The organism is Staphylococcus muscae (genome assembly GCF_003019275.1).
Classification (GTDB): Bacteria; Bacillota; Bacilli; order Staphylococcales; family Staphylococcaceae; genus Staphylococcus; species Staphylococcus muscae.
Genome location: NZ_CP027848.1, coordinates 1383945 through 1398065 on the forward strand (window position 1 = coordinate 1383945; position 14121 = coordinate 1398065).

13 protein-coding genes are annotated in these 14121 nt (G+C 38.7%); 3 read left to right on the forward strand and 10 right to left on the reverse strand.

Annotation, left to right across the window (positions count from 1 at the left end; all coding sequences use genetic code 11):
* Positions 1-59: 59 nt before the first annotated feature.
* The 5 genes from C7J88_RS06915 to panB all read right to left on the reverse strand — a co-directional run bounded on the left by C7J88_RS06915 (position 60) and on the right by panB (position 6209).
* Positions 60-872 (reverse strand): pyruvate, water dikinase regulatory protein, encoded by an 813-nt coding sequence (locus C7J88_RS06915; protein ID WP_095118032.1) that lies wholly within the window; start codon positions 870-872, stop codon positions 60-62.
* On the reverse strand, positions 869-3496 hold the full coding sequence (ppdK, locus tag C7J88_RS06920; protein WP_095118033.1) for a pyruvate, phosphate dikinase: 2628 nt from the start codon (positions 3494-3496) through the stop codon (positions 869-871). Before ppdK ends, C7J88_RS06915 begins: the two co-directional genes overlap by 4 nt.
* Positions 3497-3716: 220 nt before the next feature.
* Positions 3717-4331 carry a LysE/ArgO family amino acid transporter gene (locus C7J88_RS06925; protein WP_095118034.1) on the reverse strand — a complete coding sequence of 205 codons (615 nt, stop codon included), beginning with the start codon at positions 4329-4331 and terminating at the stop codon, positions 3717-3719.
* A gap of 217 nt (positions 4332-4548) precedes the next feature.
* Positions 4549-5394, reverse strand: a complete 846-nt coding sequence (panC, locus tag C7J88_RS06930; RefSeq protein WP_095118035.1) for a pantoate--beta-alanine ligase — start codon at positions 5392-5394, stop codon at positions 4549-4551.
* A gap of 2 nt (positions 5395-5396) precedes the next feature.
* On the reverse strand, positions 5397-6209 hold the full coding sequence (gene panB / locus C7J88_RS06935; protein ID WP_095118036.1) for a 3-methyl-2-oxobutanoate hydroxymethyltransferase: 813 nt from the start codon (positions 6207-6209) through the stop codon (positions 5397-5399).
* A gap of 129 nt (positions 6210-6338) precedes the next feature.
* Between panB and C7J88_RS06940 the strand changes: the two genes are divergently transcribed.
* A complete protein-coding gene (locus C7J88_RS06940; protein WP_095118037.1) occupies positions 6339-7181 on the forward strand; it encodes an oxidoreductase in 843 nt (280 codons plus the stop codon).
* A gap of 50 nt (positions 7182-7231) precedes the next feature.
* Here C7J88_RS06940 and C7J88_RS06945 read toward each other — a convergent pair whose 3' ends face one another.
* Positions 7232-7687 (reverse strand): 2-thiouracil desulfurase family protein, encoded by a 456-nt coding sequence (locus tag C7J88_RS06945; protein ID WP_095118038.1) that lies wholly within the window; start codon positions 7685-7687, stop codon positions 7232-7234.
* A gap of 94 nt (positions 7688-7781) precedes the next feature.
* Complete coding sequence (locus C7J88_RS06950) at positions 7782-7967, reverse strand: hypothetical protein (protein WP_095118039.1); 186 nt, start codon at positions 7965-7967, stop codon at positions 7782-7784.
* Positions 7968-8224: 257 nt separating this feature from the next.
* Between C7J88_RS06950 and C7J88_RS06955 the strand changes: the two genes are divergently transcribed.
* Positions 8225-8578, forward strand: coding sequence for a cyclophilin-like fold protein (locus C7J88_RS06955; protein ID WP_095118040.1), 354 nt, complete (start codon positions 8225-8227; stop codon positions 8576-8578).
* 55 nt (positions 8579-8633) lie between these two features.
* On the opposite strand, the gene C7J88_RS06960 is transcribed toward C7J88_RS06955, so the two are convergent.
* Together C7J88_RS06960 and C7J88_RS06965 are read right to left on the reverse strand one after the other, a co-directional pair.
* Positions 8634-9452, reverse strand: a complete 819-nt coding sequence (locus tag C7J88_RS06960; protein WP_095118041.1) for an alpha/beta hydrolase — start codon at positions 9450-9452, stop codon at positions 8634-8636.
* A 149-nt stretch (positions 9453-9601) separates the two neighbouring features.
* Positions 9602-11215: a trypsin-like serine protease gene (locus C7J88_RS06965; protein WP_159031409.1), complete on the reverse strand. Its 1614-nt coding sequence runs from the start codon at positions 11213-11215 to the stop codon at positions 9602-9604.
* Positions 11216-11710: 495 nt separating this feature from the next.
* Between C7J88_RS06965 and C7J88_RS06970 the strand changes: the two genes are divergently transcribed.
* Positions 11711-12388 (forward strand): NYN domain-containing protein, encoded by a 678-nt coding sequence (locus tag C7J88_RS06970; protein ID WP_095118043.1) that lies wholly within the window; start codon positions 11711-11713, stop codon positions 12386-12388.
* Between the two features lie 174 nt (positions 12389-12562).
* On the opposite strand, the gene guaA is transcribed toward C7J88_RS06970, so the two are convergent.
* Positions 12563-14104, reverse strand: coding sequence for a glutamine-hydrolyzing GMP synthase (guaA, locus tag C7J88_RS06975; RefSeq protein WP_095118044.1), 1542 nt, complete (start codon positions 14102-14104; stop codon positions 12563-12565).
* Positions 14105-14121 lie beyond the last annotated feature (17 nt).

A 14121-nucleotide genomic window follows, 5' to 3' on the forward strand; every position in this document is an offset into this window, starting at 1 on the left:
AACACAAAACAGCATGTTCCCCTGAATAAGGGACATGCTGTTTTTCTATTTCAACGATATTATTTTTGTAAAAACTTCTCAATATAAAAAGCAGATTCTTCAATTGAACGGTATTCCGTATTAATAACCGTCGCATTAAGCTTTGCGAATACTTCTTCTGCATAAGCCAACTCTTTCTTAATACGTGCCAAGTCGTTATATGTTGCCTTCCCCGAAATCCCAAGCACTTTCACACGTTCTGTACGGATATTCATAATATATTGCGGACTGGCTGTTAAACCAAAAACTTTTAAGTCTTTTTGTTTGAACACTTCGTCCGGAATACCTACTTCCGGAACGAGCGGAATGTTCGCAATCTTATAACCTTTATTCGCTAAATACATACTGAGGGGTGTTTTAGACGTACGTGATACGCCCAGTATGAGCGCATCCGCTTCACCAATATCTGTAAAATGCTTACCGTCATCATATTTGACAGAATACTCGATTGCTTCGATACGTTTAAAATAATCGTCATCCAGTTTATGAATCATACCTGTTTCGGAGACAGGCTCAACGCCCGTCTTCTCTTGCACCATATTCATAAAATCAGTCATGTAATCGACGTACTGAATGTGATGTTTTTCTGTATACGCTTTAGCCATTTCATTGTATTTGCGTGAAACAATCGTCGTTACAACAATCGCTTCCTTTTCTAGGGCTAATGCCAAGATTGTTCGCAAATCATCTTCACTTTTAATAAATGGAAATTTTTTAATTGTCACTTCATCAAGGTTAGGAAATTGTCCCATAACTGCTTGCGTCATACGCTGTGCCGTCTCACCTAAAGCATCCGACACAATAAAAATTGTTACTTGTTTCTTGCTCACTATGATCTTCCTCTCTCAGCCTCACTTTGTGCTGTCGCAAGAATGGCACCCGGCACACGGAATGGCGAACATGAGACATAATCAATTGCTAAGTTATTGAAGTAACCAATTGATTTTGGATCGCCGCCTAATTCACCACAGACACCAATCTTAATGCTTGGTTTCACCGATTTCGCTTGAGTAACCGCAATATCAATCAATGCACCGACACCATCTTCATCAATTGTTTGGAATGGATCCACTGCTAAGATTTGATTTGTGACATACTCATTGATGAACTTACCTGCATCATCACGTGAAAAACCGTACGTCAATTGCGTTAAGTCATTTGTACCAAAGCTGAAGAAGTCACATTCCCCTGCCAATGCGCCCGCAACCATACATGCACGAGGTGTTTCAATCATTGTACCAATCAAGTACGTGAGTGATTGACCTGTTTGTTTTTCAAGTTTGTCGATACAATCAACAATTTGTGCTTTCAATAATTTAAATTCTTCTACCGTTGAAACAAGTGGAATCATAATTTCTGGTTTACAATGAATCCCTTCTTCTTGTAAACGTGCCACACTGCCCATAATCGCTTCTGCTTGCATTACATACAATTCAGGGTACGTGATGGCTAAACGACAACCACGATGTCCTAACATTGGGTTTGTTTCATGCAGCTCCGCAATGCGCTTGTTCAATTGTTGCTCAGAGATATCAAGTTGCTGCGCTACATTGCGTACTTCATCACCTGCTTTTGGTAAAAACTCATGCAATGGTGGGTCTAATAAACGAACAATCGTTGGACGCTCACCGGATAAACGGAAGATTTGTTCAAAGTCTTCTGTTTGATAATCACGAATCTTGTTCAACGCTTGAATACGTGTTTCGTGATCTGATGACAGAATGAATCGACGCATTTCCACAAGACGCTCTGCTCCGAAGAACATGTGCTCTGTACGAACCAGTCCGATACCCACTGCATCGAATTGATAACCTGCTTCGATATCTGGTTTAGTCTCAGCATTCATACGGACGTCTAAGCGTGCCACTTCTTTTGCCCATGACATAAACTGATCGAAAGCTTCACTATGTTCAGCACTTGTTGTTTCAACAACACCGATATAAATGTCACCATTCGCACCATCAACAGATACTTCATCTAGTTCGTGAATCACTCCACCAGCATATGTTACCGTCTTGTTGACCGTATCAATTTCTAAGTCTGAGCAACCTGTCACACAGCATTTACCCATACCACGTGCAACCACGGCAGCATGTGATGTCATCCCACCATGTGTCGTCACAATCGCTTCACTTGCGACCATACCTTCAATATCTTCCGGTGATGTTTCAGGACGCATTAAGATCACTTTCTCCCCTTGTTCAGCGCGTATCTTCGCATCATCAGCTGAGAATACAACACGTCCTGTTGCTGCACCTGGACTCGCTGGTAATCCTGCTTTAGAAACCACTTCCGCTTCTTCCAACGCTGTTTCTTTGAATGTTGGGTGTAACAGCGTATCAATCGATTTCACATCAACCTTCGTCACCGCTTCTTCTTTCGTCAACACACCTTCTGCAACAAGGTCAACCGCAATTTGTATCGCAGCTTTTGCAGTACGCTTACCATTACGTGTTTGTAAAATGTAGAGATGTTCATTTTCAATTGTAAATTCGATATCCTGCATATCTTTGTAATGTGCTTCGAGTTGTTCCGATACTTTGACAAATGCTGCATGAACATCAGGCAATTGTTCTTTTAGTGTATCAATATCTTGTGGCGTACGAATACCTGCTACAACGTCCTCACCTTGTGCATTTAATAAGTACTCACCGAACAACTTCGCTTCACCAGTCGCAGGGTTACGCGTAAAGGCAACACCTGTCCCACTCTTTGGACCACTGTTACCGAACACCATTTCTTGTACGTTTACAGCTGTGCCGATATCGTGTGGAATATCGTTTAAGTCACGATAAACACGTGCACGATCGTTATCCCATGATTTGAAGACCGCTTCAACTGCTTCTAACAGTTGGTCGATTGGTTCTTGTGGGAATGGCTTATACACATTCTCAACATAGACTTCTTTGTAGTGGTTACAAATCTCTTTCAAACCATCTGCTGGAATATCTGCATCATTGACATACCCGTGCGTTTTTTTATAACCATCAAAATATGTATCAAACGCCGTCATCGGGATATTGTAAACAACTTCGCCGAACATTTGGAGTAAACGACGGTAGCAATCATAAGCAAATCGTGCATCATTTGTCTTTTCAGCTAACTTTTCAACATTCTCATCGTTCAATCCTAAGTTCAAGATTGTATCCATCATACCTGGCATCGAGATTTTAGCGCCACTACGAACAGACACAAGTAATAGATGTTCATCTGAAGAAAATGCTTTACCAGTGCGTTCCGAAAATGCTTGTAACTGCTCTGTCAATTGTGCTTTTACTTCATCTGACAATGATTGACCACGTTGCAGGTAGTCGATACACGCTTCTGTTGTGATTGTAAAACCATCAGGAACAGGTAAGCCCAAGCGCTTCATCTCAGATAAGTTTGCGCCTTTACCACCTAACAAATCTTTCAAGTCCTTATGTCCTTCATCGAATGCGTATACTAATTTTGCCATACTGTCACCTCATCATTTAATATGTCATACTAATAATAAAAAGTATGGCACATTAATAAGAAAATGACAATCAAAAACATAAAAACCACTTAAAAGTTATGAATTTCGACAAAATTACCCAAAATCTTGCGTAAAATACTTAGCATTTGATTAAAACCACAAAAAAAGATGTGATATCTTCTATTCCAAAAAGGTATCACATCTTTTTTGTATGTCACATTTAAATTAATAACCATATATTTTTTATAATAATACATGCAACAGCTAAAATGATCAGACTCGAGATTTTATTGAGTATCACAATATATTTTCCCGATGCATCCACACGTCCCAACTGTTTACCAATTATCGCCAAACCAATAAACCACAGCCAAGACACCCCTATTGTCGCACACGTAAAAGCCAGCTTTTCACTGCCTACATAGACTGATGCACTCGTTCCAATCACACCGATTGTATCCATAACCGCATGTGGATTCAACAACGATACCGACAATGCAAAACCAATTTGTTTGCGCGTAGACATTGAAGGCTGCTCTGCTGCTTGTGCTGGTTTTTCCTTCCATAAAGACCAAGCCATATATAGTAAAAACACCAGTCCGATGATATAAATAATAAGCTGCAAGGACGGATATTGATTTAACAATAGAGAAACCCCTAGAACAGCTAATAAAATAAGTAGTGTGTCGCACAATCCAGCTGTTATAACAACTGGTGCCACACTTCTTAAGCTTTTATGATTGGCTCCTTGATTGAACACAAAAATATTTTGTGCGCCTAGAGGCAGTATCAATCCTAAAGCGAGTAATAAACCATGTAATATTGCTTGAAACATAAATATCATACTCCTAGTCATTGAAATATCTGTAAGCCATGCAGCGTTAAAAAAACTTTGATAATATCATTTTAATCAAAAATACGACACAATCTTCAATTACTTTTTTAGTATATTACATCATATGTATCACGAAATCATCCAGTGATCCCTTTTAGACAAATAAAAAAACACCTCAAAAGTATCATTTTCTGCCTATACTTTGAGGTGTCTCTGTTTATTCAATAATAATATTATCTATCAATCGTGCTTTTGAAAACTTCACTGCCAATGAAATAAACACCCTACCGCTAATCATTTCACAAGGTTCTAGCTTTGGGTAGCTATATACTGCAACTTCTTCAATACGGCCAGATGTGTTCACTTCCAAATGATCACGTATCACCGTCACAAGTTGATTACTTTCACGCACTCCTTCGTCATATTGCGCCTGCGCTAACAACAAACTTTGATAAAGGTGCGGCGCTTCTTGACGTTCCTCTGCTGTTAAATAAACATTACGAGAACTTTTCGCAAGTCCATCTGTTTCACGAACGATATCAACACCGATCACTTTCACAGCATGATTAAAGTCAGCTACCATTTTTTCAACAATTGCTAACTGCTGGGCGTCTTTTTTTCCAAAATATGCGAAGTCTGGTTGTACAATGTTGAACAGTTTGTTGACGACTGTCACTACGCCATCGAAATGTCCCGGTCTTTGTGTGCCTTCTAAGACTTCCGCGAGACGTCCGACCGTCAAATTGATATCTAACTTATCAGGATACATTTCTTCAACACTCGGATAGAAAACATAATCGACACCGACTGTTTCCACAGCTGCAACATCTTGTTCGATTTGTCTTGGGTATGCATCAAAATCCTCATTCGGTCCAAATTGTAATGGATTTACAAAAACACTGACAACTGTTATATCATTGTTTTTAACCGAACGGCGCATCATGGATAGATGACCATCATGTAGCGCACCCATTGTCGGAACAAATCCGATGCGAACCCCTTTACGCTTTTGTGCTTTCATTAACGCTTGCATCTTTTTGACTTCCGTAATGACCTGTGTCATATCTATTTGCCCACCTCATCCATAATTTGTTTTTGATACGTATATTGCTCGGATGGGAAGGTACTACTTTTAACTTCCACATCATATTGTTTTAATGCTTCAATACCGGTAGAGAAATCTCCATACTGTTTGACGAACTTTGCAGTACGATCAACACCATAAGATAACATATCGTGGTACACGAGTACTTGTCCATCTGTGCCATTTCCCGCACCAATACCAATTACAGGGATTTCTAATTGTGCACTGATATGCGCTGCAAGATCACTCGGTACTGCTTCAAGCACTAACACAACTGCGCCTGCACGTTCTACTGCTTGCGCATCTGCAATCAACTTCTCTGCTGCCGCCTTCGTTGCACCTTGCATACGGTAGCCCATCACACCAACACTTTGTGGTGTTAATCCTAAATGTGCAACAACCGGTACGCCAATGTGTGTTGCTTGTTCGATAAATGCTGTTAAGTGCCCACCTTCTACCTTAATCGCATTGGCACCACTTTGTTGATAAAGCTTTGTCGCATTTTTCAAATCTATTGCCATGTCAACACCTACTGTTCCGAAAGGCATATCTACCACAACATACGTGTTCGGCGCACCACGTCTTACCGCTTTTGCATGATGCAACATATCTTCAAGTGTGACATCGACAGTACTCTCGTAACCAAGCACTGTCATTCCTAGCGAGTCACCAACCAAAATCATATCAATCTCTGCTGCTTCTACTTGCTTCGCACTCGGATAATCATACGCTGTAACCATCGATATTTTTTCACTTGCCTGTTTCATTTGATGTAAATCTCTTAAATTTTTCAACTATGACACCTCTTATTTATATTATTTTTATCTTAAAATAAGTGCTTACTAAGTTTAATTTGTATTTACTTTGATTTTATCCTAAACGCCCATTATAGTGAACATAAATACACTTAAAGGGGCGATATCATGTTAAATATTGCTGTCATTGGAGCTGGAGCTGTTGGAACCTCTATTGCCATGTCGCTAGAACCCACTATGCCTGTCACATTACTCGGACGACAATCGGATGTACGAACATACTATGATCGAGAAACAGAAACGCAAACTACGGTTGATGTCGAATCACTCAATACACATCAAGGTGTCTTTGATGTTATTTTTATCGCAGTTAAAACATATCAATTAGCAGCCGTAGCACCACATTTATCACGTATAACGCACGCCAATACACACATCATCTTAGCGCAAAACGGCTACGGCCAACTCGATTCTTTAACAGACTATCATGCATATCAAGGTGTCGTTTATATTAGCGGCGAAAAGAAAGGACAATACGTCACGCATTTCCGAGATCGACGCATCCATGTTCAACGTGACTCACACACTGAACAACTCGCACAACAACTGGTGCACTCCAAGTTAGAATTTGTACTTGAAGATAATATTGAACAGACCATTTGGTATAAGTTACTTGTCAATTTAGGCATTAATACCGTGACGGCACTCACACAAGATACTGCTCGTATACTCAAACGCCCAGACGTCTATGCGTTATGTCGTCAACTTCTAGTTGAAGGGCTGACCGTTGCTGAAGCTTGTGGCGTAACATTCCCAGAAACGACCGCAGAAGACATTATGCAAATATACACTGGCTATCCGGATGATATGGGGACAAGTATGTACTATGATTTGAAAAACAAACAGCCTTTAGAAGTGGAAGCGATACAAGGTTATATTTACCGCCAATCGCAACTTCACCAACTTCATACCCCTACACTCGATTGCTGTTATCACGACTTAAAACAATGACATACAACAATATAGGAAAAGGCATGCGTTCGAGACGCATGCCTTTATTTTTAAAACATCGTATGCCAATTGTGCTCATTGTAAACACGGATACCGTGTTGCTGAAGTAAAGCGGTTGTCACACCGACACCTTGTGTTTTTGTACCATTGAATTGACCATCGTATATCTCCGTACTGCCACAAGATGGACTACCATCTTTCAAGATTACCGTATCAATATGATATTGTTGTAAAATATGGAGTGCTTCTTGTGCACCAAGTTTAAAAGTCTGCGTCACGTCTCTCCCCGATTGTGTTCTTACCTCGCAGTGTCCTTCCCATACAGACACTCCATTGCCATTAATAAGTTCCGATGGTTCGCGTGGGACGGACAATCCGCCGAGCACTTCTGGACAAATCGCAACGGCTTCTCCACAATCGATCAACTGCTTCAATGCATCTTGCCGCTTATGACCGCCATCATAGCGAACCGCTTCTCCGATTAAACACGCACTAATCCCAATCATCCCATCACTTCCATTCTCGTCCATTTCTTTTCATATTAGCACATGCGACAACATAGAAAAAGGTCACCCAAATAATGGATGACCACGTCCGTGACTAGTATTGTTTTTTTAAGTTAAACGGTGCAATCGGATTGAAAGTCCAAGCAATCAATAGACCTACAAGCAATGACATCGCTATAATATGTGCCCATTCCACATTGCTCGCTACAAAACCTGCAATTGAAAAAACTGCAAAACTCAGCAATGATGTCACTAAAAAAGTGATCAACATCTTCATCATTTCTTCCCTCCTGATACAAAATGAAAAACGCCCATTCTGTCTCTTAGGCGTTTACACATCCATGTGATAGAACGTATCGAAAAATGTTGGGGTTATCCTTTAGTGATACGTCTTTTTCTTTAATCCATCGCTTACTCTAACATACTTAAATACTTTTTTGAACACTTCTGTTTCAATTCAAGTCATATTCTTTGAGCCATATTCTTACAAAACTTAAAATGAACTTATCAACGTCATAAAGAAAGGGACAACAAACGATGACACGTATTGCACTAACAGTTAAAGATAAAACATTTCAAGCAGAACTCGATCATAATGCGACAACACAGAAGCTTTTAGAGAACTTGCCACTCACAATTCCTATGTCTGACCTACATCACAATGAAAAATACTATACGTTCGATAAGTCATTCCCTTCTCAACAAGAACCTGTCCAAACCATTCAATCAGGTGATTTAATGCTATACGGATCAGATACACTCGTCTTATTTTATGAAAGCTTCTCAACACCTTACACCTATACAAGATTAGGGCGTTTACTAGATAACATAGACCTACGTGAAACTTTAGGGAGTGGTGATGTCACAGTCACAATTAAAAAAGACGTATAAGATAAAAAGCTAGAACCTGATATCTAGGCTCTAGCTTTTATGTGTCTTGTGAAATTTATCGTTCCAATTCATTTTCTAACCAAGCAACGATTTCCGCAAAAATATTTTGATTGTATGAACTTTCATTTAATATTTCATGCTGTAAACCATCGTATATATGAATCGATTTATGTTCTGATCCAATCTCATTAAATAATTGTAAAGAATCTTTATAACTTACAAGTCCATCTTCTTTACCATGCAAAATCAGAATATTGTCGATGAACTTTTCGGCATTTGCTTTCAAATATTCAATGCCATCTAAAAGCGTGAAAATCAACCCCATCGAAATTCGTTTCGCATTCAAATCATCTAACTCATATTTCTTCATGACATCTGGATCTGAACAGACACCTTGTCCTAATTCGTTAGCCACGTATGTTTCAGGTGGTATACTGCGATCTGGATAGCCAAACAACTCCAATTGATAACGTGTCAACGCACCGGAAGTAATGATACCATCAACCATATTCGGATGTTTCGTTCCAAACAGTGTTACTGTGTAACCACCCATACTGTGACCTAGCAAATACACTTTTCCTTCGAACGTCTCTTTCACATAGTTTACGACTGCTGATAAGTCTTCTACAATCTCATCAATGCCACTATAAAATGTTTGTTGTCCACCAGAATGACCATGACCCCGTTGATCATAACGAACAACATTGAACTGATTCGCATTCAAATAGTTCGTAATTTCATCATAGCGTTCCAGTGACTCCGCCAGTCCATGTACAATAATGACCGTCGCTTTAGCCGATTCTCCGACAATGTCGTTCACTTTCATATGAATCATTGTGCCATCTTCAGAAGTTACATGTTTGATGTAGTTCATCATATCCACCTCTCAAATTAAAATTGTAGCGCTTTCATTTAATATAATGAATATTTCAGAATTTGTCACTTCACATCTCTTTGCTTGATATGTACACATGCAATAAAAAAAGCTAGAAATCCTTTTTCAGAATCTCTAGCTTTGATTCCTTATAAACCTTTCACTTTTCTTCTAAATCTTAATAACATAATACCTAGAATTGTTAAGAAAAATCCAGCTATGAAAGAACGGTTTGTAGGTATGTCACCTGTTTGTGGTAACTGTTTTTTCGTTGTTTGACTTTGATGCTTCATACTCTCAGCCACTGCTGTGCCCTGTTCATTTTCCATATTAGACACGTGGCCAACTTGATTGGATGTCTGCATAGAAACTGGCTTGAACTGTGGTGTCATACCAGTTGTCACCAGCTTCACTTCAGAGTTAGCAACTTTAATCGGTGTATCAGGCACCTTCTGTCCAGTATGAGAAGAAACAGGCGACATCACGGACTGTTCAACACGATTTTCTTCCGAGTTATCTTTGAGACCTTTTTTATCATTTGTACTCATTGCTGTTTTAGGTGCCTTTTCTATCTCTGATGGTGCATCTTGTACTTCAGATGTCTGTGTTTCATCTTGCTTCAGAGCTGGTTTCACTGTTTCAGATGTATCACCTTGTGGCATCGTTTCTTCTGGCTTACTTTGTGGTTCTTTTTCTATAAAGCTTGTGATCCAGTCATACAGTTCCGACGTAATCGGTGTTCCTAACGTACCATACTCATTACCACGTGTTCCATACGTATGTACCGCAATAATCTCACGTGTCTTATCTAATAAAACTGGGCCACCCGATTGCCCTTCTGAATTATGCATCGAATATTCAATCGTCCCTTGTTCTTGAACTTGAATAATCTTTCCGTCTGCATGCCATTGATTTTGCGTCACAGGGTTTTTGTCGGATGGATAGCCTTGACTGTACACTTTCTGTCCAATCATACTTCGATCGAATTGTTTAATACGATAAGGTGGAATTAAATCGCCAATTGATTGTCCTTTTTCATTCGGCTCTAATTCGATAATTCCCATATCGTACTTTCTCCAAGGTGTCTCTTCATATTGTTCAGGTACGTGCATTGCTTTAATTTTAAATCGACCATATGGCTCTTTATCGCCATCCTTACCCGGTATCACATAACCACCTGTCATATAATCTCGTGGCGTATTATTGTTATATAAAACATGACCCGCTGTTAACACTAAATTTTTACCGATTACAGCACCTGTTCCATCTCCACCTTTTAAGCTTTCTATTTGCCCCGTATAATTCGCATTATCCGTATGTACAAGGGCTGTATCGTGTTTCACTTCATCTCCTGTCAACTTTCTACGCTTATCAATCAGATCACCATCTGCATCAAAGTTCGGGTCTTTCGATGTATCATATGTAAAGTTCTCTTCCGGTTCATCTGAGCTTTCTTCAGTCTCATCAGCATCTTCTGAATCATCTTCTTCAACTGCTTGTGCATCATATGTATATGCAGTCGCTTGTTGTTTATTTTCTACCGATGCTGTTTGTGTCTCATCAGTATTAAATGCTTGATCCACTGACTTTGTTGCTTCTTCACTTTCCACTTGCTCATCTTGTGCGATTTGACTATCTTCATGAAGCATTGTATTTTGTTGCGGTGCTTCTACCATTTCATTGGCATGCGCTACTTGTGTCGGATAAACAAAATATAATCCAGTTAAAACAAGGGGAATCTTTATGTAATTTAATTTATTCATTGTCTTGCTCCTTTCTCTATTTCTCATGTAGTATAGCGTCATTTTTATAGATAATCAACTTATTTATTAGGCTATACTAAAAATATATGTAATTATTAAAATGTTTACCAAGAAGGATTTGAAAATCATATCATGCGTTACAGAGTTAATACTTTCTGAAAAAATTTTTGCTATATATCATAACATCTCAAATATCATTGAAAAATCTACTTGTAGCAAATGTAAGTTCGTTTTGATATTATATTGTGTAAATGATAAATTCGACACTGAAAAACCTAGATAACAACTTATCTTACAATATTCAAACATAGTTCTATTCCTTTCTATATTAGACTTGTATAAAAAATAAGTTGTTGACTCTCATATTAATAGGTGATATTATTTCATTATATATTCAGTTAACTCACCTATGAGAGTAGTCGCCCCACCATAAGGGGATAGACAAAATCATGGGTTTTTTTGTGTCTCCATAAATTGAGGAGGCATTACTTTCAAATGAAAACAGCTATATTGGTAGATGGTGGTTATTATCGCAAAAGAAGTACAAGTGTTTTTGGAAAATTAACAGCTAAAGATCGTGCAAATGAATTATATAGCTATTGTAATAGACATTTAAAAGATGAAAATTATGGTTCAACAACATATAACGAGTTGTATAAAATTTTTTACTACGACTGCCCTCCTATAAACAAACAAGTTTTCCACCCGTTATTTGGAAAAAATAAAGATTTTAGTAAAAGTGAAACTAAGCAATGGACAGAAGATTTTTTTAAAGAGCTCTCAAAAAAGCGTAAAGTTGCTTTAAGGTTAGGGGAATTAAATGAGACAACTGTTCATTACAACCTTAAGCACTCAACTACTAAAAAACTAATGAATAAAAGTAAAAATCTAGATGAATTATGTGAAAATGATTTTGTTCTCTGCCTTGCACAGAAAGGAGTCGATATGAAAATCGGCTTAGATATCGCTTCCTTAGCTTATAAAAAACAAGTTGATAAAATTGTATTGATCTCTGGCGATAGTGACTTTGTTCCTGCAGCGAAATTAGCACGTACAGAAGGGATCGATTTCGTACTAGATTCTTTAGGGTCAAATATTAAAGATAACCTTTCACTCCATATTGATGGTCGTAAAACTTGTGATAAAAAATACTTAAAACAAACTACAATATAATCTCCACAGAGAGATATCATTGATGAGAATATGTAAAATAATAGTAGCTGTCTGTGGCATACACTTGAGGTTAATCGTTATAACAATCGTGTCTTTTTATATTTTCTTATTACAAACGAAAAGACCTTGCACACCAATATTGGCTGCAAGGTCTTTGTTTTATCTATTTTAAGTTTACTCCCACTCGATGGTACTTGGTGGCTTAGATGTAATATCATACACAACACGGTTAACGTGATCTACTTCATTCACGATACGTGTTGAGATTTTTTGTAATACTTCCCAATCGATACGTGCGAAATCACTTGTCATACCGTCAATTGATGTTACTGCACGCACACCGACTGTATAGTCATACGTACGATAGTCACCCATTACGCCGACTGAGCGAATGTCTGGTAATACTGTGAAATATTGCCAGATTTCACGCTCTAAACCTTCTTCTCGAATGACTTCACGTAAAATCGCATCTGATTCACGGACAATTTCTAACTTATCTTCTGTAATTTCACCAAGAACACGGATACCAAGACCTGGTCCCGGGAATGGTTGACGCCATACAAGGTGTTCTGGAATACCCAATTCGATACCTAAGGCACGCACTTCATCTTTGAAAAGTGTATTAATTGGTTCGATTAATTCGAATTCCATATCTTCTGGCAATCCACCTACGTTATGGTGTGATTTAATCGTTTGCGCTGTCTTCGTACCAGACTCGATTACGTCTGTGTATAACGTACCTTGAGCTAAGAAGTCAACGCCTTCTAATTTAGAAGCTTCATCGTCGAATACGTATACGAACTCGTTACCGATGATTTTACGTTTCTTCTCTGGGTCTGAGATACCTTCAAGTTTTGACATGAAGCGTTCTTTCGCATTCACACGAATAATATTCATGTTGAATCCTTCACCGAACTGCTCCATTACCATGTCGCCTTCACCTTTACGGAGCAATCCATGATCAACGAAGATACATGTCAATTGATCACCAATGGCTTTGTGTAAAAGTACCGCAACCACTGATGAGTCTACACCACCACTCATGGCACATAAGACTTTACGGTCGCCCACTTGTTCACGAATTTTTTGTACTTCAATATCGATGAAGTTTTCCATCGTCCATTGACCCGTACAATCACAAACACGACGTACAAAGTTTTCTAACAAGTCGTTACCAAACTCTGTATGGCGTACTTCTGGGTGGAATTGCACACCATAGATACGGCGTTTTTTATCTTCAATTGCTGCATATTGTGTACTTGGGCTATCTGCAATCACTTCAAACCCTTCTGGAATTTCAATGACTTTGTCTGAATGACTCATCCATACTGTTTGCTCTTCTGGCAATCCGTGGAAAAGTTCGTCAGACTTCGCTTTAATGATGGCTTTACCGTATTCACGTTCATTAGCACGCTCAACTTTACCACCTAAAAGTTTTGTTGTTAACTGCATACCGTAACAAATACCCAATACAGGTACACCTAAGTCATAAATTGCTGGATCAATTGTGAACGCATCATCTTCATAAACAGAGTTCGGTCCACCTGATAAAATGATCCCTTTTGGATTCATCTTTTTAATCTCATCTAATGAAATCTCATGATCATGCAGTTCGCTGTACACGCCCATTTCACGAATACGACGTGTAATCAGCTGATTGTATTGACTACCAAAATCGAGGACAAGAATCAATTCTTGTTCTTTTGCCATTTCCATACTGTTGTACTCCTTTA

Excerpts from the sequence above, each read along its gene's own strand:
- C7J88_RS06970 (WP_095118043.1), top strand. The coding sequence starts at position 11,711 with ATGAAAACAGCTATATTGGTAGATGGTGGTTATTATCGCAAAAGAAGT.
- C7J88_RS06925 (WP_095118034.1), bottom strand. The coding sequence starts at position 4,331 with ATGTTTCAAGCAATATTACATGGTTTATTACTCGCTTTAGGATTGATA.
- C7J88_RS06950 (WP_095118039.1), bottom strand. The coding sequence starts at position 7,967 with ATGATGAAGATGTTGATCACTTTTTTAGTGACATCATTGCTGAGTTTT.
- C7J88_RS06955 (WP_095118040.1), top strand. The coding sequence starts at position 8,225 with ATGACACGTATTGCACTAACAGTTAAAGATAAAACATTTCAAGCAGAA.
- C7J88_RS06965 (WP_159031409.1), bottom strand. The coding sequence starts at position 11,215 with ATGAATAAATTAAATTACATAAAGATTCCCCTTGTTTTAACTGGATTA.
- C7J88_RS06940 (WP_095118037.1), top strand. The coding sequence starts at position 6,339 with ATGTTAAATATTGCTGTCATTGGAGCTGGAGCTGTTGGAACCTCTATT.
- C7J88_RS06960 (WP_095118041.1), bottom strand. The coding sequence starts at position 9,452 with ATGAACTACATCAAACATGTAACTTCTGAAGATGGCACAATGATTCAT.
- ppdK (WP_095118033.1), bottom strand. The coding sequence starts at position 3,496 with ATGGCAAAATTAGTATACGCATTCGATGAAGGACATAAGGACTTGAAA.
- C7J88_RS06945 (WP_095118038.1), bottom strand. The coding sequence starts at position 7,687 with ATGATTGGGATTAGTGCGTGTTTAATCGGAGAAGCGGTTCGCTATGAT.
- panC (WP_095118035.1), bottom strand. The coding sequence starts at position 5,394 with ATGACACAGGTCATTACGGAAGTCAAAAAGATGCAAGCGTTAATGAAA.
- guaA (WP_095118044.1), bottom strand. The coding sequence starts at position 14,104 with ATGGAAATGGCAAAAGAACAAGAATTGATTCTTGTCCTCGATTTTGGT.